This is a genomic window from Devosia sp. YR412, from assembly GCF_900110945.1.
Classification (GTDB): domain Bacteria; phylum Pseudomonadota; class Alphaproteobacteria; order Rhizobiales; family Devosiaceae; genus Devosia.
Map to the genome: position 1 here is coordinate 728,137 of NZ_FOFL01000002.1, position 18,916 is coordinate 747,052.

Annotated in this window: 20 protein-coding genes; 3 read left to right on the forward strand and 17 right to left on the reverse strand. The window is 60.9% G+C overall.

Translation table 11 applies throughout. The features are described from left to right. Window positions 1-35: 35 nt before the first annotated feature. Together BM045_RS09795 and BM045_RS09800 are read right to left on the reverse strand one after the other, a co-directional pair. The gene (locus BM045_RS09795; RefSeq protein WP_092182641.1) at window positions 36-686 is read right to left on the reverse strand and encodes an NAD(P)-dependent oxidoreductase; all 651 of its coding nucleotides are present in this window, start codon (window positions 684-686) and stop codon (window positions 36-38) included. A gap of 70 nt (window positions 687-756) precedes the next feature. Then, a complete protein-coding gene (locus BM045_RS09800; RefSeq protein WP_092183203.1) occupies window positions 757-1,626 on the reverse strand; it encodes an SDR family oxidoreductase in 870 nt (289 codons plus the stop codon). A 101-nt stretch (window positions 1,627-1,727) separates the two neighbouring features. Between BM045_RS09800 and BM045_RS09805 the strand changes: the two genes are divergently transcribed. Continuing rightward, window positions 1,728-2,621 (forward strand): LysR family transcriptional regulator, encoded by an 894-nt coding sequence (locus BM045_RS09805; protein ID WP_092182643.1) that lies wholly within the window; start codon window positions 1,728-1,730, stop codon window positions 2,619-2,621. Between the two features lie 73 nt (window positions 2,622-2,694). Here the strand turns inward: BM045_RS09805 and BM045_RS09810 are convergent, their stop codons facing one another. The 6 genes from BM045_RS09810 to BM045_RS09835 all read right to left on the reverse strand — a co-directional run bounded on the left by BM045_RS09810 (window position 2,695) and on the right by BM045_RS09835 (window position 7,906). After that, window positions 2,695-3,108: a nuclear transport factor 2 family protein gene (locus tag BM045_RS09810; RefSeq protein WP_092182645.1), complete on the reverse strand. Its 414-nt coding sequence runs from the start codon at window positions 3,106-3,108 to the stop codon at window positions 2,695-2,697. A gap of 78 nt (window positions 3,109-3,186) precedes the next feature. Beyond that, complete coding sequence (locus tag BM045_RS09815) at window positions 3,187-3,729, reverse strand: cupin domain-containing protein (RefSeq protein ID WP_092182647.1); 543 nt, start codon at window positions 3,727-3,729, stop codon at window positions 3,187-3,189. Window positions 3,730-4,009: 280 nt separating this feature from the next. Continuing rightward, window positions 4,010-4,999 (reverse strand): ABC transporter substrate-binding protein, encoded by a 990-nt coding sequence (locus BM045_RS09820; protein ID WP_170848455.1) that lies wholly within the window; start codon window positions 4,997-4,999, stop codon window positions 4,010-4,012. A gap of 23 nt (window positions 5,000-5,022) precedes the next feature. After that, window positions 5,023-6,060, reverse strand: a complete 1,038-nt coding sequence (locus BM045_RS09825; RefSeq protein ID WP_244522941.1) for a FecCD family ABC transporter permease — start codon at window positions 6,058-6,060, stop codon at window positions 5,023-5,025. A gap of 26 nt (window positions 6,061-6,086) precedes the next feature. After that, window positions 6,087-7,100, reverse strand: coding sequence for a FecCD family ABC transporter permease (locus BM045_RS09830; protein WP_092182653.1), 1,014 nt, complete (start codon window positions 7,098-7,100; stop codon window positions 6,087-6,089). Window positions 7,101-7,114: 14 nt separating this feature from the next. Continuing rightward, a complete protein-coding gene (locus tag BM045_RS09835) occupies window positions 7,115-7,906 on the reverse strand; it encodes an ABC transporter ATP-binding protein (protein ID WP_244522942.1) in 792 nt (263 codons plus the stop codon). A gap of 215 nt (window positions 7,907-8,121) precedes the next feature. Between BM045_RS09835 and BM045_RS09840 the strand changes: the two genes are divergently transcribed. Then, the gene (locus BM045_RS09840; protein WP_092183205.1) at window positions 8,122-9,360 is read left to right on the forward strand and encodes an MFS transporter; all 1,239 of its coding nucleotides are present in this window, start codon (window positions 8,122-8,124) and stop codon (window positions 9,358-9,360) included. On the opposite strand, the gene BM045_RS09845 is transcribed toward BM045_RS09840, so the two are convergent. Next, the gene (locus BM045_RS09845) at window positions 9,357-10,265 is read right to left on the reverse strand and encodes a GntR family transcriptional regulator (RefSeq protein ID WP_092182657.1); all 909 of its coding nucleotides are present in this window, start codon (window positions 10,263-10,265) and stop codon (window positions 9,357-9,359) included. The genes BM045_RS09840 and BM045_RS09845 overlap by 4 nt on opposite strands. Window positions 10,266-10,610: 345 nt before the next feature. After that, the gene (locus BM045_RS09850) at window positions 10,611-11,186 is read right to left on the reverse strand and encodes a LysE family translocator (RefSeq protein ID WP_210184999.1); all 576 of its coding nucleotides are present in this window, start codon (window positions 11,184-11,186) and stop codon (window positions 10,611-10,613) included. Between the two features lie 137 nt (window positions 11,187-11,323). On the opposite strand from BM045_RS09850, the gene BM045_RS09855 reads away from it, so the two are divergent. Next, window positions 11,324-11,776, forward strand: a complete 453-nt coding sequence (locus BM045_RS09855) for an Lrp/AsnC family transcriptional regulator (RefSeq protein WP_092182661.1) — start codon at window positions 11,324-11,326, stop codon at window positions 11,774-11,776. Between the two features lie 111 nt (window positions 11,777-11,887). Here BM045_RS09855 and BM045_RS09860 read toward each other — a convergent pair whose 3' ends face one another. Genes BM045_RS09860 through BM045_RS09890 form a run of 7 tightly spaced genes read right to left on the reverse strand, consistent with a single transcriptional unit; the run spans window position 11,888 to window position 18,902 of the window. Beyond that, complete coding sequence (locus BM045_RS09860; RefSeq protein WP_092182662.1) at window positions 11,888-12,505, reverse strand: MurR/RpiR family transcriptional regulator; 618 nt, start codon at window positions 12,503-12,505, stop codon at window positions 11,888-11,890. A gap of 58 nt (window positions 12,506-12,563) precedes the next feature. Beyond that, entirely contained in the window at window positions 12,564-13,391 is an 828-nt protein-coding gene (locus BM045_RS09865) for an alpha/beta hydrolase (RefSeq protein ID WP_092182664.1), read from the reverse strand. Further along, complete coding sequence (locus tag BM045_RS09870; protein ID WP_210185011.1) at window positions 13,388-14,452, reverse strand: ABC transporter ATP-binding protein; 1,065 nt, start codon at window positions 14,450-14,452, stop codon at window positions 13,388-13,390. Before BM045_RS09870 ends, BM045_RS09865 begins: the two co-directional genes overlap by 4 nt. Next, complete coding sequence (locus BM045_RS09875) at window positions 14,452-15,501, reverse strand: ABC transporter ATP-binding protein (protein ID WP_244522943.1); 1,050 nt, start codon at window positions 15,499-15,501, stop codon at window positions 14,452-14,454. The genes BM045_RS09870 and BM045_RS09875 overlap by 1 nt, the downstream gene beginning before the upstream one ends. Beyond that, the gene (locus BM045_RS09880) at window positions 15,498-16,370 is read right to left on the reverse strand and encodes an ABC transporter permease (RefSeq protein WP_092182666.1); all 873 of its coding nucleotides are present in this window, start codon (window positions 16,368-16,370) and stop codon (window positions 15,498-15,500) included. Before BM045_RS09880 ends, BM045_RS09875 begins: the two co-directional genes overlap by 4 nt. Beyond that, window positions 16,367-17,320 carry an ABC transporter permease gene (locus BM045_RS09885; protein ID WP_139198764.1) on the reverse strand — a complete coding sequence of 318 codons (954 nt, stop codon included), beginning with the start codon at window positions 17,318-17,320 and terminating at the stop codon, window positions 16,367-16,369. The genes BM045_RS09880 and BM045_RS09885 overlap by 4 nt, the downstream gene beginning before the upstream one ends. Before the next feature lie 58 nt (window positions 17,321-17,378). Further along, window positions 17,379-18,902, reverse strand: coding sequence for an ABC transporter substrate-binding protein (locus tag BM045_RS09890; protein WP_092182670.1), 1,524 nt, complete (start codon window positions 18,900-18,902; stop codon window positions 17,379-17,381). Window positions 18,903-18,916 lie beyond the last annotated feature (14 nt).

Below are 18,916 nucleotides of genomic sequence, written 5' to 3' on the forward strand. Positions count from 1 at the left end.
ATGCCGAAACATCAGGTCGCGATCTTGGCCTTGGTTCACCAGCTAATCAGCGGCGAGCGATGAAGCCATGTGCTTGTCTCGAGTTCGTCGACGACAAAATTGGCGACGTCGGAACGAGCAATGGTGCCGCCATGGAACTGCGACAGGTCTTCGAGTGCCCGCAGGGCGCCTTTGCCGGGCTTGTCGTTGAGCACTGCAGGGCGCACCAGCGTCCAGTCGAGACCGCTTTGGCGGATGATCGCCTCCTGGCGGTTCTTGTCGGCATAGACATGGCGCAGCAGCAGCGGCAGGATCAGGTGGTCGAAGGCGAAGCCACCGTGGCCCGCACTGTCGCCGGCGCCGATGCCGGTGATGGCGACAAGGCGCGACACGCCTTCAGCCTGCATGGCATTCACCACGGCACGGGTGGCGGTCGACAGCAGCGTCACTTCCTTGAACGGGCTTGGCGGCGTGCCAAGCGCGCTGACCACGGCGTCATGACCCTTGAGCGCCTGGCGCAGGGCGGCTTCGTCGCGGGCGTCGCCGATGGCGAGTTTGATGCCTGTCAGACCGGCGCCCTTTTCCGGCGACCGCACCAGGGCGGTGACGTCATAGCCCTTTGCGAGGGCCTGGCGAATGATGAGCTGGCCGGTGCCGCCGGTGGCGCCCAGGACGAGAATCTTCTTTGCGGGCGAGAGAGTGGTCATTGTTGTTCTCCAATGCGGGATGCCCATCCGGGTCATGCCGTGTTGATGACTGCCGTCGAATGAGTGGGGGTCAGAGCGTGGCGGCGACTTCGCTGGCGAAGTCGCGATAGGAGCGCAGCGGGCGGCCGAGCAACGCGACCAGGCGCTCGACGTCGCCGGCCTCAGGCAGCATGCCGTCAGTCAGGAAGCGTTCGCTCATCAGGCGCATGTCATAGGCCATCCAGCTGGGCATGAAGGCGCGGAGATCCTGCTCGAAGCCGGCGGTGTCGTCGCCGCCATAGGCGATCTCGCGACCAAGGGCGTCTGACCAAATGGCAGCAACCGCCGTGCCGGTCAAATTGTCGGGGCCGGTCAGGTTGATGGTCTGGAGAGGGAGAGCTTCAGCAGCGTTTTCGCGGCGGATCAGTTCGATAGCGGCAATCTCGCCGATGTCGCGGGCGTCGATCATGGCGAGGCCCTTGTTGCCGATCGGCATGGCATAGACGCCATAGGTGACGATGACATCGCGCACGCTCAGGTCGTTGTTGATGAAATAGGCCGGGCGCAGGATGGTCGCCTCAAAACCCATCTGTTCGATCATGCGCTCGACGCCGAACTTTCCGGCAAAGTGGGGCACGTTGACATAAAGGTCGGCATGGATGACCGAGAGGTAGACGATCTTGTTCACGCCGGCGGCACGCGCCAGGTTGAGGGTGATCAGCGCCTGGGTGAATTCGTCGGGCGTTACGGCATTGAGCAGGAAGAGGGTGGAAACGCCCTCAAGGGCAGCCCGCAGGCTGTCGACATCGAGCAGGTCGCCCTGAACGATGGATACGCTTTGCGGGAAGTCGGCCTTGGCGGGATCGCGAACGAGAGCGCGCACATCGGCGCCGCGGAGACTGAGCTGCTGAACGACGTTGTGGCCGACTGTGCCATTGGCACCGGTAACGAGGATGGTCATTTGGATCATTTGGGGTTGGTGAGAGAACACACCCAACTTAACGATCCACATCGAAGCCAATAGTCGGTATATCTGGACGCAATGTCTCGCAGGTGGAACGCATGGATCTTCTCGCTCTCGCCGATTTCAACCTCGTTGCCCGCCATGGCGGCTTTGGCAAAGCGGCCCGCGAAACTGGCAGGCCCAAGGCGACGCTGTCGCGCCGGGTGAGCGAGCTCGAGGCCAGCCTGGAACTCCGGCTTTTCGAGCGAGGTGGCCGAGCGTTGAAGCTGACGGAGGAAGGTCGAGCGCTTTATGAGCGTACTGGCGCCTTGCTGACTGAGCTTGACGAAGCAGCAGCTGCCATTGCCTCGGGCGGCGAGAAGCCGCGCGGCCGCCTGCGCATCAGCGCGCCGCTGCTGTTCTCGCAGACGGCCATGGGCAGGCTGGCGGCCGAATTTGCCATGAAATATCCCGAGGTGCGGCTGGAGGTGACATCGGAGGATCGCGCGGTGGACATGATCGAGGATGCCTATGACTTGGTCATCCGGGTCAATCCGGCTCCCGATGAGAGCCTCGTCGGTCGCGCTTTCCTGCGAGACCGACTTGTCGCCGTTGCGAGCCCCGCTCTCGCACGGCCGGCTGACGGGACACCCGTGCCCGCCATTGCGCGAGGCGGCAACGACCGCGCGACCGTGTGGAATCTGCGATCGGACGCCGGTGTGGTCCGGCTGGCCGTCGACCCGATCCTGCACCTGGCATCTATGCCCATGCTCCGCGATGCGGCGCGAGCTGGTGTCGGTGTGGCGCGCCTGCCGATATCGCTTGTCAGCCACGATCTGGCTGCCGGCCGGCTGGTGCATTGGGGCGATGTCGATGTTCCCGAGATCGCCCTGTGGACGCTCTACCCGTCGCGGCGCCTGCTGAGCGCGCGCGTATCGGCCTTCCTGGACCATCTGCGGCAAGCATTTCCCAAGGGCACGCCGGACGAATTGGCCGCCTATGTCGACTGGTGATCAGACACACGAGGCAGCCGCTGCAGATGTTGCAGCGGCCGCATTTCTCAGTGCTTCAGGAAGATCAAACACCTTAGCCAAGAGGCATGCCCATGAGCTTTGCGAAGGCCACGGGGTTGGTGAATTCGCTGACATGCGAGATCCGACCATGCTGGATCGTGAACTTGAAGACATAGACATTGCGGTAGCTGGCGCCGGTATTACGCTGAATCAAGTCACCCTTGGTTTCGACAAAAGCGGTCTTGCCATCGTCGGCGAGGTAGGTCGTGCGGTCGTTGAGCTTCACCTGGCTGAAGTTCTGGAAGATTGTGCCGATATATCCGAGCGCCTTTTCCTTGCCATTGAATTCAAACCAGGGGGCGGTATCGCCCGAGCTTGAGAACGGAATTTCGATCACGGGGGAGTCGGTCATCAGGATGGTGATCTTCTCCAGATCTTGCGCCTCGAGCGCATCGAGATAGGCAGCAGTCATTTCTTTGAAAGTCATTCTCAGTCCTTTTTGAGATTTGCGCCACAGCAGGGATTTGTTGCTGGAATAATCCTGATCTGTCCCGTCTCCAGAGATTCAGGCCGCCTTGGGTGGCAGGAACTCGCTGTGGAAGCGGGCGGCATTGGCCAGCATGATCTCGCGGCGCTCGGCCATCACTTCAGGGGTTGGCGGCGTCGGTGGGGTGGTACGGCTCGGCAGCACCTCGCCGACGAGCTTGAAGAACTCTTCCTGACCGGCCGGCAGGCAGATGCACAGGAACCGGGCTGGCGTCGCCGAGGCGACGCGGAAGCCATGCGGGGCATTGGCCGGGATATTGATCGTGTGTCCCGGCCCGACACGATGGACCTCGCCGCGGAAGGTGATGTCGAGCTCTCCTTCGAGGACGTAGAAGATTTCCTCGAAATCATGACGGTGTGGCGGGGGGCCACCGGCGGGGACCAGCATGTCGATCATGGTATAGCGGCCTGCGGTCTGCTCGCCCGAAACGAGAATGGTATAGGTGCCGGCGCCGACGCCGAGGTGGACAAGGCCGGCGTCGTCGGCATGGACGACGGTGGCGGCGCGCAAGAGGTCGTCGGCGGGAAGTGCGGCTGTCGGTGCGGTAGCGGCGGTGTTCATGTCAGTGCTCCTTTGAACATGACGAACACTAACCCGCATAAAATGCGGTCGGGAGACGATCAATTTGGACAGTCCGTCTCATTGGCGAGACGACCGCCAAGCTTCAAAAACGCGCCTCCAAACGTCGTCTTCGATGATGTGAGTTTCGAAAAGACAGGTGGGTCCAAAATGACCCGCTCACTGCAACCAGTGCATGCGCGCGGTCAAACATCCGTTTTGCGGGCGACGGCAAAAATTCTGGGGCACCGTGCTAGACGCCCCAGAGTTCGAAGTTGGAACGCTACTTCTTCAGAGCTACGAACGGGCGCGTTGCAATCTGCGCCACCATAATTTCCAGATTGCTCCGCAAGGCCTGGAAAGTGATGGAGCGCGCTTCTTCGCGATTGAGCAGGAAATGCTGCCCGTACTTGCCGAAATGCAGGTATTCGCGCCAGCCCGGAAGCTGCTTGTCCCAAGCAGCGTATTTGGTCACGGCCGTATCGCCCTCGGCGGTCCAATAGGTATCGATCATGAAGTCCGCATTGATTTCAGGCGCGAATTCAGGGCTGATATCTGTCTGGCCCTCGACCTGGGCAGCGACCAAAGCCGGCGTTGTGAAACCGATGTCTCGGATAACGCGTGAAACTGCCATCAAGTCGCGATACGTCCGAATGCCGCCATCGTCCACCTTGGTTACGACAATGGAGACATCGGCAGGATTGCCGACCACGGCTTCGATAGCGATGCGCGCGTATTTCAGGCGGTCTTCATAGTGTCCCTTGAGTAGCTCGAACCGGTCCAGACGGCCGGAGGCGTCGGCGATGGTCTTGTACATGTCCAGCATGTCCTGACCCCAGACCTGGACAACGACGGTCGGCGCAATCATCGACAGCTGATCGTAGTTGTCGGCGCGGTTGTCGGGCACAATGATGAGATCGGGCTCAAGCTTGGCAATGGCTTCAAGATCGGGGGCGTTGGAGTCGCCGACATAGGTAATGTCGTGCTCGCCGAAGCGGAAATCGAGCGAGTCATACGCGCCGCGAACATAGGGTGCGCCATCTTCAATCGTACCGCCGATAACACCAGTACTACCGATCATGTTGGCACCGAGTTCGAACAGCGGCGCGGTGATGAACTCGTCCCTCAGGCTAACGATGCGCTGCGGATCGACCGGGATTTGCAGTTCGTTGCCGACGTTGTCGGTGAAGCTGCGCATCTCCTGGGCAGCAACGCCGGTAGCTAGTGTCATCACCGCGACAGTAGCCGCAGCCAATCGCCTAAGAGTTGTCATGGATAGTCCTTTCGCTTGAGAAATCATGTCTGGGCGCTGCGACCGGAGCGGAACAAAAGCCAGACGAAAAATGGGACACCGACAAACGCGGTAACCAGGCCCGCCGGGATTTGCAGCGGGGCAAATAGGGTACGACCGGCGAGGTCGGCGGCCAGCACCATGACAGCGCCAAGCAGGCCAGTGATCACCAGGGCAAGACCCACGCCCGCATGCGCCAGCCTCCGTGCAGCATGGGGCGCGATGAGGCCGATGAAGCCCAGCGGGCCGACCACCGAGGTCGCGACTGCGGCCAGGGCCACTGACGTCGAGATCAGGGCGTAATTGTGCCGACGGACCGGCGCACCGAGGCCCGTAGCGGTGGCCTCGCCCAGCCGCATGACCGCCATGGCCCGGCTTTGAACGAGCAAAATCGGAAACAGCACGGCCATCCACCACGACAAAGTCGATACATCGATCCAGCTGGCCGCGCCGATGCTGCCGGAGAGCCAGGTAAGAGCCGACATGGCGCGATCGAGCGCGCCATATGTCATCAAGGCCGAAGTGACAGACGACATAAGTGCGGCGACGCCGATCCCCATCAGGATGAAGCGGACAGAACTGACGCCCTGACGGGTAATCGAGAGCGACTGGATCAGAGCTGCAACAGCGATGGATCCTCCGAAGGCCATCCACGGGCGCCATCCCGGGCCTAGATCGGGAAAGGCCACGGTCAGTGTGACCACGGCCAGGGCCGCCCCCTGGCTAACGCCGACAAGGGACGGATCGGCGAGGCTATTGCGTGTGACATTCTGCAAACTTGCGCCGGACAGCGCCATCATCGCGCCGGCCAATGCTGCAACGCAAGTGCGGGGCAATCGTAGTTGCCATACAACATTGTCGATCATCGCGCTCAACGTCGTGCCATGCAGCGTCTGGATCACCTGTTCAACGCTTAGGCCATAACTACCTAGGCCCAGGCTTACGGCGACGAGTGCCAGGAGCAGAACGACGAGCACCAGCACAATCAACAGCGCGCGCACCGGCAGACGCAGGGCAAGACGATCGCCCGCGGCGCGCAACACGACGTGTCGTGCGGGATGAATTGACCTCATCGCGACCGCTGCCGGACGAGGTAAATGAACAGCGGCGCGCCGATCATGGCAGTGATGATGCCGGTCGAAAGCTCCTGTGGGCGGATGACTATCCGTGCGAAGATATCGACCCCCAGCAGATAGGCGGCACCGAGCAGGGCCGAATAAGGGACGATCCATCGATAATCCGACCCGACAAACAGTCGGACGGCATGAGGAATGACCAGCCCGATGAAACCCATAGGGCCAGCAAGAGCCACCGAGCATGCGGTCAGCATGACCACCAAGGCGAGGGTGACGAGCTTGAGCCTGCCGGTTTCGACGCCGAGACCCTTTGCAACTTCGTCGCCCATGGCAAGCGCCGTAACCTGACGCGCGAGACCAAGGCTGACGATCAGCGAGCCGATGAGCCAGGGTGCGGCAAAATACAGTACGGCAATGTCGCGACCGGCCAGAGTGCCGGTAAGCCAGACGCGCAGGTCGTCAAAGCCTTCCTCGTTGAGCAGGTGGCCGATGGAAACGCATGTTCCCAAAAAGGCACTGACGGCAGCGCCGGAAAGCGTCAGCGTCAGCGGCGTGGCACCGCCCGGGGCGAAGCGGGCGATGCCGAAGACCAGCACAGCGGCACCCAGCGCGCCAAGAGCAGCCACCAGCGGAATGACAGCCAGATGTGCCAGTCCTGCGGTGTTGGAAACGATGACGACGGCAAAGGATGCGCCAGCCATAAGGCCCAACAGACCTGGTTCGGCAAGCGGATTCCGGGTGACCCCCTGCATCAACGCTCCGGCGACCGCCAGTGCCGAGCCGACGGCGATAGCCATGACGGCACGCGGCAGGCGCATGTCTCTGATGATGCGGTGTTCGAATACGCTGGGGTCCGGGAAAAAGATTGCGTCGACGACCTGGCGGAGAGGCAGGTCCTTCGCCCCGATGGCAATATGGAGCAGGAAGAACAGCGCCAGCACACCGAGCAACACCGGCACGCCAGACCATGCCGCGAAACGTTTTGTCGAAGAAACGGGAGCAGTCATATCGCAGTAACCAGCTAGGATGACTTGGGATTGGCGTAAGGCACACACACGCGCCGGCCTGTCGCTGGGTCAGTCAGGATATTGGCATCGAGGTCAAACACTTCCTTGAGCCAGGCCGAAGTGAACACCTTGCTAGGCTCACCGGCACAGACAACCTTGCCCTCCTTGAGCATCACCAGATGGTCGGCATAGGCGGCGGCAAGACTGAGTTCGTGCAGCACGATGACAAGGGTGCGGCCAGCGTCGTGGGCCAAGCTGCGCAGCAGTTCCATGAGCTCGACCTGGACCTTCAGATCCAGGAAGGTCGTAGGCTCATCGAGCAGAATGAGATCAGTCTCCTGCGCCAGCGCCATTGCGACCCAGCAGCGCTGCCGTTGCCCTCCCGACAGGCTATCCACCGGCCGCTCCGCAAAGGAAGTAACATCGGCCACCTGCATGGCGCGTTCCACTGCCGCCTGATCCTGTGTTGACCATTGGCTCAGCAAGGACTGATGCGGAAAACGACCTTGTGCCACCAGCTCGCGCACGGTGAGCCCCTCTGGCGCTAGCGGACCTTGCGGCAGAAGCCCCATGGTTCGGGCAACCGCCTTTGAGGTCTGGCTGTGAATGGCCTTGCCATCCAGCAACACCGTACCGCGCTCAGGCGACAGGATTCGAGCCAGCGTCTTCAACAAGGTAGATTTGCCGCTGCCATTCGGGCCAATCAACGCTGTGACCAAGCCATCTGGAAAGGCGATATTGATATCGGCAAGCACGGGGGCTTTCAGATAGCCAGCCGACAAATCGTGGGTCTGCAGTCGGGTCACCGCGTATCCTCTCGAATGACCATGCATGCGAAGCTGGGTGGATGCTTGTTTGAGGCCGACACTTGGAGCGTTCCGAATTCACTTGGCCGAGCAGCCATTTGCAGTGCAAAGCCAGATCGCCGTCGGCATGGCTGATTGCACTAAGTTGACATTTGATGCAATCAAATTTGACGAATTTTGTCAGATTACCTCGCTGCTTTGGATCTTTTATGGTTATCGACCTGTCCAGCCCGCCACCTCTGCGCAAAAACGGTTCATGGCGTCATTTCCTCTCGTCACGCGTGCTCTCTGCGTTGGGATTTCAGGCCATCGGGGTTGCTGTGGGGTGGTTGGTTTATGACCAGACCCGCAGTGCCTTCGCCCTTGGTCTGGTCGGTCTCTTCCAGTTTATCCCCGTGTTGATATTGACCTTCATCGTTGGTCACGTCGCTGACCGCTATGATCGCAGGATCATCGGGCTCGTCTGCCAGATCGTGCAGGCCGTGACCGCGGGGGTGATGGCATTGGGGGTCTGGCAGGGGTGGCTGGACACGACCGGCATCTTCATAGGCATCACGGTTTTGGGCACTGCGGTCGCATTCGAACGCCCAACCATGGCGGCCTTGCTACCCGGCATCGTGGCGCCAAGCCAATTGCAACCGGCCATAGCCACGTCCACTTCGTTTATGCAAACAGCTATAATCGTTGGCCCAGCGCTTGGCGGCCTGCTCTACGGATTTGGCCCTGTCGTGCCCTTCACTCTTGTGGCCGTCTTCTATTTTCTGGCTGCGATAAACGTGATCCGCATAACCCGACCCACGACACGTCCTGAGCGTCAGAAAACCTCGCTGTCTACCATATTTGCCGGCGTGTCCTTCATCGCGAAGCGTCCCGTCATGCTGGGATCCCTGTCCCTCGACATGGTTGCCGTGCTGCTCGGTGGCGTCACCGCTCTGCTGCCGATGTTTGCGCGTGATATCCTCGAAGCAGGGCCTTGGGCGCTAGGTTTTCTCCGTGCCGCCCCAGCCATGGGCGCCTTGCTCATGGCCATATGGGTCGCGTGGCATCCTTTCACCCGCCATACCGGCCGGATCATGTTCTCGGCGGTCGCGATTTTTGGCATCGTCACCATAGTGTTCGCCCTGTCGACGAACATCGTAATATCGGTACTGGCCCTCTTGATATTGGGCGCCGCAGACACGATTAGCGTGGTGATCCGGTCCTCGCTGGTGCAATTGATGACGCCGCCAGACATGCGAGGTCGGGTTAACGCCGTCAACAATCTGTTCATCGGCGCGTCCAATCAGCTGGGCGACTTCGAATCCGGAGTGATCGCGGGGTTCGCCGGCCCGGTGCTGGCTGGGGTGATCGGAGGCGTAGGCACAATAGCCGCCGTTGTCGTATGGCTCGTCGTATTTCCGCAGCTGCGCCGGGTGCAGAACCTGAGCGATTACGACTATACCCGCATTGGCTAGAGCACTGCGCCGTCCGCCCATGCCTGCATGGCAGGGACTCGCTGACTGAGAGAGCCCCGAAGATGGTCACTCATGGCACGGGATGCTTCCTCATTTTCGCGTCGCTGCAGCAGGTCCAGGATATGGAGATGATCCAGGCATTGCCGCTCTAGTCGGGCGCGATCGACCGGAGTTCGATACTCCAGAAGACGACGCATGCGATTAAGACGCTGGATCGTCTGATAGAAAAATGGATTGCCTGAAATGCGTGCCAATTCTTCGTGGAATTGGGCTCCGTTTTGCAAAAGGCGTTCCACTGGCACGCGCTTGAGGTCGGCCTCGAGCATCCAGTGCTGAAGGCGTCGCTGTTGGTCGATGACTTTAAGATCGCGCTCAAATGTGGGCTCAAGCATGGCTGCGGGCTCGACAAGCAATCGGTAGCGGTAGATTTGCTCGAATGCCTGCGGTGTTTTGGCGACCGGTAGAAGGGTCCAGCCTTTGCCACGTTTGCGCTCCGCCCAACCTTCGCGGCTGGCGCGCATCAGCGCGGAAGTGACCTGTGCCTTGGTGAGTTCGTAGCGATCACGTAACATTTTCTCGCCGACATCAGCCTGCAGACGATCCGTCAGCCAATCGTCGGCCATGCGTTGGTAGGAATTGGTGCCGCCGTATGTCTCGGGCTCTTCTGGAACGATCTCGACGTGAGGATCGCCGTTCTCTGCAACAAAGAAGCCCCTGTTGCGCTTCTGTCTGACCAAACCCTGTTCGCTAAGAATATGCAGCGCGGCCTGAACCGGCGAACGGGACACTCCCAGCCCAGCCCCAAGCATCAATGCATTGAGATGACTGCCGGCAGGTAGCTCCTCAGACGCGATGCGTAACCTGATCTGATCGGCAATCTCGAGGACCAGCGCGCTCGCTCTCATTGTCGGCACCTCACAGAATCCAGTTCACGGCAGCCATATTCCGTCATTCCGACCAGGCGCAAGCCGATGTCGCGTCGAGCCCCTGCCAGATCGTCGCCGACGGTCGCGGCGTTTTCCTGCAAAACCGTTGTCTGGCTAGGCGTTACGGTCACGGGTGAAGACGTTGACATCGATGCGGCTGACGCCGGCATTTAATGGCCTTCACAAGAATACACTCAATCCTTCCGTCAGCCGAGGCCATTTTGGCCTCTAGCTGAGAGACACGCGTTTTCGCACCCGGTTGTGGTGGGGGTGGGGTGCAACCCAGGTAGTATCGCCCTCCTTGGGACCAGATCGTCTAGTCAATCAAAGGATCAGGCGCTCGATGGCGAGGTAACTTGCAATCACAATCATTGAAACCCCAGAGACCCGTCCGACGACCCGTGCAGTATGTGGACGGCTCTTCAGAACTGATCGCGAGCTGAAAGAAGCAGCCAGATAAACGATGGCGCAGTTCACGACATGCACCACGCCAAGCACGGACATTTGCAGCCATTCCGGCCACGCGTCGCCGGGCCGGACAAACTGGGGAAGAACAGCCACAAAAAGCAGGAACACCTTCGGATTAAGCCCGCTGATGCCGAAGCCCTTTAATGTCCAGCCTATTGAGGACGACTGTCCATTATTGCCGGACGCGGGCATTGGAGGGTTGATGACAAGGCCAATGCCAAGCCAGACAAGGTAAAATGCCCCAGCGAGTGAGATGACCGTTATTGCGTAAGGCACGTTCGCTATGAACACGCCGGCTCCGGCAGCCACGACAAGTGTCGCCAGGAGATGGCCGGACAACAGACCGGTCACTGCTGGCACAGTGGCGCGATCGCTTAACCCAGCCGTTATCGCATAGGCCCAATCGGCGCCTGGCGTGATTACGAACAGCATCGAGACTGTCCAAAATGCTGCTAACTGACCAAATTCCATCACAACCTCGCCCGTAGGAGGGAAGAATAGATTGCGAGTTGCGGGAACAATTTCCTATTTCTTGCGGAGAAGGCATTTTTTGAGGCAGGATCAGGTCAATGGATGAGTACGATCGAAAAATTCTTGCGCAACTGCAGGCTGACGGCCGATTGTCGCTGACTGACCTGTCAGAACGTATCGGACTTAGCCTGTCGCCCTGTCATCGAAGGGTGAAGGCGTTGGAGGATGCAGGTGTAATCCGGGCATATCAGGCCCAAGTTGATCCGGGCAAAGTTGGCCTGGAATTCTCGGCGATCGTGTTCGTCACCCTAAAGGAGGCGAATAAGCAAACTGTATCGGCGTTCGAACGATCCGTCCTGAACGTGGCTGAGGTGATCCAGGCCCAACGCCTGTTCGGAGACCCGGACTACATACTGCGCGTCGTCACGAGCGATTTGCGGACCTACCAAGACCTTTATGACGAACAGCTGTCTTCTCTCCCCGGTGTCCTTCGCCTGAATTCAACATTGGTAATGAAAACCGTGATCCAGGATCGGCCGCTTCCGATTTGATCCAACAGGCAACCCACTGGTATCAGACGTTGTATAGCTACGGACGAACCTCTCGAGGCACCGCGACCCCGATGCCGTCCCCGTTCAGGCCGAGTGCTTGCCCACCGACAATCAGGCCGGGGTAGTCATCTGCCACGCCAAGGCGCTTTTCAAATCGCGTTGGGCACCATCGAGATCCATGCGGCGACCCGAGATCGCCGCTCGGAGTTCGTTAAGCTGAATGCTGGCAGCCTCCATGCGGGGCCGATCGATGGCGCTGAGACCTGCTACCAGCAGGTCGAGAAGGACCAGATTGGCGGACCGGGTGAGCACGCCAGAGACTAGGTCCGTGACAACTATGGTCCGGGCGCCGCGTGATTTTGCGTGCGCCAGCGCCACGTCGATTTCACGATGGTCTTCGGCTCTGGATGTGACCAGAAGAACATCATTCTCCCCGATCGGCATCAGGAAGTCGGCCAGCCGCACACCTGTCATGTTCGAGGACGATGCCGGCCGACCACGCCGAACCAGACGGATGGCCATGTATTCCGCCATCGAGCCGGACGTTCCTATGCCCTGGCAGTACACGTGGTGGGCAGCGTTAAGGGCTTCAAAGGCTCCCAACAGCAAATCCTTACGCAGGCTCTGGTGTAGCGCAATAACGCTGTCAGCTTCCGATGCTATGGTGAAGTCGATAACTGCTGCCAGGTCCGCATTGGAGGTGAGGTCGCTCGCTTTGATCGTGGTCATTGTTTTCCGTCGAATGCCGAGTGTGGGATGGCGGCCGCTCGCGGGCCGTTGATAAAAGCTAGGTGGCCACCGACTGTGGCAGGTGTCGTGCAAAGAAGTCTTTTGAGGCCGGCACGAGGTCGGCCAGGACGTGGCCCTTGCGCGGCATGACCGAGAACTCCACCTCCACGCCTTGAGCCCTCAGCGATGCTTCGAGCGACCTCAATCGTTCCATCGCCGTTTCCCCCGCGTCCCTGCCACCGGGCATCCATACATGGCTCTGGTCGTTGGTGCCGGGATCAACGTCGGCGTCGCCAACCACGAGGTGAATTGGCAAACGCGCCAGCGCCTCGCGATCGATTTCCATGCCAAGCACTTCGTTGACGTCCTTGATACCTACCCACCACTTCTTCGAATCATCGAGAAGGGTGACGGACCCTGGCGCGGCGATCGAGGCGGCCCAGAGCCGGTGTGGGTGGAGGAGAGCGAAACGGTGCGCGAACTGCCCCCCGCCGGCGAACCCGAACAGCGCGAACTTTCGCGCGCGAAGGCCACAATGCTGCTTTGCCTGTTCCACTATCTCGAGCAACAAGTCGTCGTAGCGAATGCTGCCCTCTTTGATGAACTTGAAGCCATCCTTGTTGTCGTCGCCCAGCACGCCGTGCGGGAACAGCGGCGCCACGACGACCACGTTCTTCCAGCGAGCCAAATCGGCAAAAGCATCACGGGTGGCAATCAGGTTGCGCATGTTGCCGTGGATGGCCACCAGGATCGGAGTGTCCGCGTGGAGTTCCGGGGGCACATAGAGGGTGAAGCTGAAGCGAGGATCGCTTTTGAGGGCGACGATAGGGGAGGCCTCTCTCCGAACCCGCGCATGGTCGAAGGTGCCTGGAACAAGCTCGTTCATTTCTCAGTCTCCAGAATGCTCTGATTTGGGCGTCCTTCGACGCCACGCAATTCCTGCCAGTAGTGGCATGCAACTTCCTGTCCCGGCGCAACCGCCACGAGGGCCGGCACCTCCTCGCGGCACCGGTCGGTGGCGAATGGACATCGGGTATGGAAGCGGCAGCCCAAAGGAGGATTGAGCGGGCTGGGAAGCTCGCCTCGAAGGAGGATGCGCCGACGCTGCTGCTCGACATCGGGATCGGGCACGGGGATCGCTGAAAGCAAAGCCTTCGTGTACGGGTGCAGTGGGTCCGCGTAGAGACGATCCCGGTCCGCTATCTCAACGATTCCTCCCAGGTACATGACCGCCACGCGATCGGAGAAATGCCGGACGACACCCAAATCGTGGGCGATGAAGAGATAAGTTAGGCCCAGTTCGTCCTGCAGGCGCTGCAGTAAGTTGATCACCTGAGCCTGGATGGAGACGTCGAGCGCCGAAATAGGCTCGTCGCAGACGAGCACCTTCGGTTCCACCGCGAGAGCTCGCGCGATGCCGATGCGCTGACGCTGCCCCCCCGAGAACTCCTTGGGTCTACGATTGGCCACGACAGGGTCCAGACCGACGAGCGACAGCAATTCCTTGACCCGCGAGGCGTGCGACTGCCCCTTCGGCAACCCGTGGATTTCCAACGCTTCCGAGATGATGCGACCGACCGTCATCTGCGGATCGAGGCTTGCATAGGGGTCCTGGAAGATCATCTGCAAACTTCGGCGCACATCGCGCATCGCCTTCGGCTTGAGGGCACTGATCTCCTGATCCAGCACCCTGATGCTGCCTTCGGTGGGGTTATAAAGCCTAAGGATGGTCTTCCCTACTGTGCTCTTGCCGCAGCCGGATTCTCCGACGAGACCGAGCGTCTTCCCAGCGCCGATGGCGAAGCTGACGCCATCGACGGCCTTCAGCTTGGTCAGGGGCTTGCCTCCGAAAAAGCTCTTGCCGATGACGAAGTGCTTCTTGAGGTTGGCAACCTCGAGGACGGGCCGGTTGCTCGCCGAGTTATTGTGCATGAGGTGGACATTCATCATGATAGCCCCCGAGAATCTGCCGTGTTCACGCCGGCCTCGAGCAGCCAGCATTCTGCGGCATGGGCAGGTTCCGGACTGCTGCGTGGAGGCGGCTCTGCGCATTTGTCGAAGGCATGTGAGCAGCGGGGAGTGAATGGGCAGCCGGGCGGGGGATTGGCAAGATCGGGCGGCGTCCCTTTGATCGACTGCAGTTTGCTGCCGCGTATGCTGTCGAGCTTCGGTATCGAGCCCAGTAGTCCGGCGGTGTAGGGGTGCGAGGCGTTCTTAAATATCTGCCTGACCATGCCCGTCTCGACGACATGGCCTGCATACATGACGTTCACTCGATCCGCGATCCCGGCCACCACGCCGAGATCGTGCGTGATCATGATCAACGCCATGCTCAGCTCCTTCCGAAGCCGTTGCAGGAGTTCGAGGATTTGTGCCTGGATCGTCACGTCCAGCGCCGTCGTCGGTTCGTCAGCAATAAGAAGCCTCGGTCCGCACACCAAAGCCATGGCGATCATCACGCGCTGGCGCATCCCGCCCGAGAACTGGTGGGGGTAATCAGAGATACGCTTGTCCGGAGCCGGGATGCCGACTAGGTCGAGAAACTCGATGGCACGGCGTCTGGCCGCTGCCGGTGACAGTCCAAGATGCCGACGCGCGGCCTCCGTTATCTGCCGCTCGATCGTCAACACGGGATTCAGCGAAGTGAGCGCGTCCTGGAAGATAAGGGCGATATCCTTGCCACGCACCGCCTCCATTTCGCGGTCGCTCAACTTCGTCAGATCGACGCCGTTGAAGAGGATCTCGCCTGAGACGATGCGCCCCGCTGGCTGAGGCAACAGGCCCATAATACTGAGCGCCGTCACGCTCTTGCCGCAACCCGACTCGCCAACCAGGCCCAGAGCCTCGCCTTCGCCCAGTCCGAAAGACACAGAGTGCAGCGAGCGCACCGTCCCGCGTTCGGTACGGAACTCGGTGGTGAGATTCTTGACCTCGAGCAGTGACGATGCCGGGCGGGCGGCTTCGCTGGCCTCGGTTCGGACATGTGCGTTCATCATTCGACTTTCCAAAGCTGGCGCAGTCCATCGCCGAGTAGGTTGGCGCAGAAAACCACGGTGGCGATGGCCGCGGCGGGGCACACCGAGATCCACCAGGCGACCTGCAGGCGCTGCTGACCATCGGCGACCATGCGTCCCCACGATGGCCAGGGCCGCTGCACGCCGAGGCCCAGATAGCTCAGGGCGCTCTCGCTCAGGATCACGCCGCCGAGCGAGATCATCGACACAACGAGAATGGTGGGCAGCACGTTGGGCCAGAGGTGATTGAAGATGATGCGGCCATGGCCGGCACCCAGCACTTTTGCAGCGGCCACATAGTCGCGCGCGCGTTCGACCATTGTGCGGGCCCGGACCATGCGGGCGTAGAGGACCCAGTCCGACAGCGCCAGCACCAGTGCGATCGTGATGATGTTCGGGCCGATCACTGCAAGGAAGAAGAAGATGATCAGCATCGAGGGCAGTGCGAGCTGGATTTCGGCGGCGATGGTGATCACCGCATCGAAGAACCGACCGAAGTACCCGGCGACGAGGCCCATGAGCGATCCGATCGCGGTACTGACAACGACTGCAAGCACACCGATCGAGAGAGAAGTGCTCCCGCCCATCATGACGCGGCTGAGGATGTCTCGACCTACCTCGTCGGTGCCAAGGAGGTGCTCGAACGATCCCCCAGCAAATACGGGCGGCATGAGACGCGCACTCAGCTTCACGGCATTGGGCGGATACGGCGTGATCCACGGCGACAGGAAGCAGGCGACGACGATGATCAGAAGCACGGCGCCGCCGCCGATGGCCTTGCCGGCACCCCGGGGAATGCGGAACGGGCGGCGAGCTTGCTGCGTGCTGGTGGCAGGTTGAACGAAGGTCATGTCGTTGCCCCTTCACGAGCTCGCGGATCGACAGCGCCATAGACCAGGTCGACCGCGATGTTGACGGCAACGAAGACAAAGGCGGCGAGTGGGATCACGACCTGGACCACAGGGTAGTCGCGGGCGACGATGGAATCGATCATCAGGCGGCCAATGCCTGGCCAGCGGAACAACGTTTCGACGACAACCGCCCCGGCGAGGAGGTCGCCCAGACGGAGGCCGATGACCGTGATCAAAGGAATAACGGCGTTCTTGAACGCATGCACCCAGACCACGGTACCGCGGCGGAGGCCCTTGGCCCTTGCAGTCACGACGTACTCGCTCGCCATGACGCGGCCCATCTCTGTCCGCGTGACGCGCAGCAGCACGGCGGCGAAAGTCAGCGACAGCGCAAGACCGGGCAGGATGACGGATTGAGGGAGCTCGCTGCCGCCAGTTGGCAGGATGCGCAGATTCAAGGCGAAGAAGACGATCAGCAGGATGCCCGAGAAGAATGCTGGGATGGAGGACAGAACGCTTGCCACCAGAAGCACAGCCTTGTCGAGGATGCTGTCCTTCCACAAGGCCGCCAGAACGCCGAGCGGAACGGCGATGAGAATGGAGAACGACAACGCCACCACCGCGAGCCAGGCCGTCGCCGGTAGACGCGACATAACGAGGCCGAAAGCGGGTGTTCCGGGAAGGCCCGCGACGCGCTGATACTGGTAGGAGTCTCCGGCATTGCCCTGCAGGAGGTTGCTCACATAGATGAAGAACTGGGTCGGGATCGGCTGATCCAATCCCCACAGCTTCCTCAGAGCCGCCAATTGCTCGGGCGTGGCATCGGCCAGCAGCAGCATCGACGCCGGGTCCGAGGGAACCAGACGGATGATAACGAAGACCAGAGCCAACGTTGCGAAGATGGTGCAGAGACCTAGTAGGACTCGGCGCGCGAGAAGTTGAAACGGCAAGGCCGTTCTCCTGTACCTATGGGGGAGCCGGCGCACAGGGCGCCGGCCTTTGCTTGGCTTAGACGAGCTTGGCGTGGCGCATCAGCGTCCAGTTGTTCGGGATCAGCTCGACGCCTTCCAGTTCCTTGACGCTGGCGTGCATCAACGGGCTCTCGAAGCTCCACAGCCATGGCACCAATTCCCACCAGGCTTTCATGGCCTGCGCCATCAGCTCTTCGCGCTCCGGCGTGTCTCCGGCCTCGTTGGCCTGTGCCAGTAGGGTGTCTGCAGCTTCGGATTCGAAGCCCATGTTCCGCTTGGCAGTGTTGTAGAAGTAGACCGCCTCGCCTGTCGCACCCGTGGTGCCATCGGTGCGGATGTCCCAAGTATCGGTGTCGGCCCGCTCGTTCATCTGGCCCTGGTCGAGTTCCTCGTAGTTCAGAGTGACGCCGATCTCGGCGAAATCCGCCTGCAGCGTCTCGACGATCGAAGTCAGGTTGGTGAAGCTGGCCGGCTGAGCGATCAGGGTGAGGGTAAAGCCATCGGGATAGCCCGCCTCCGCCAGCAATGTCTTGGCCTTTTCTATATCGCGGTCGGGATAGCCCGGACCATCGTAGGCACCGTAGGCCGCGCTAGGAGTAGGGCCGGTGCCCGCGACGGCCAGACCGCCGAGCAGAGCCTCGATGATCAGCTTCCCGTCGAAGGCGTACTTAAGGGCTTCGCGGACCTGAACGTTCGCGACAGGGGAGTTTGGAGCGTTGAAGTTGAAGGCGATAAGATTGTTCGTGAGGGGGCGATCGACCCGGAGGATGTTGAAGTTGCCTTCGAGCTCCGCGATGCGGTCCAAGGGCACATTCCAGATGTAGTCCACTTCGCCGGCTTGAAGAGCGGCCATGCGGGCCGAAGCATCCTCGATCGGAATGAATCGCAACTCCGCCACTTCGGGCGCGCCATCCCAGTAGTTGGGGTTGGCGGCGAGCGTCAGGCTTTCGCCCGGGCGCCACTCGGCGAGCATGAACGGTCCGGTTCCCACGGGTTTCTCGCCGAACGTCGGCTCGAGAGTGGCGACTGGCGGCAGCATGCCGATGCGCATGAGCAGGCGCGGAAGGTTAGGCAATGGCGCCGGGGTACGAATGAGGACCACCAATTCGCTTTCGACCTCCGCAGACGGCGGCCAGCCCGGCTCCCAGTTGCTGATGTAGAGGTATGGCGGATCCAGCTCGGCATACTGCTCGATCGAGAACTTGACTGCTTCGGCGTTGAAGGCTTCGCCGTTATGGAAGGTCACGCCTTCGCGCAAGGTGAAGCGCCAGGTCAGCGGGTCCACTTGTTCCCACTCGGTCGCCAGACGCGGGCGAATGTTGAGCTCCTCATCGAAATCGACGAGGCCGTCGTAGAGCTGCATGAATACGTTCTGCTCGATGGTCGAGCGGTGCACGCGAGCGTCGATCACGCGGGGGATGACGTGCGGGGCCCAGCGCAACTGCTTCCCACCTTGAGCGAAAGCGCGGGACTGCAGGCCCGTCGCAGCCAGTGCAACCAATGCCGTGCCAGCGTAAAGGAATGTGCGGCGCGACAAGGTCGGGCCCAACTTGATGTCCATCGTCCTACTCCCGT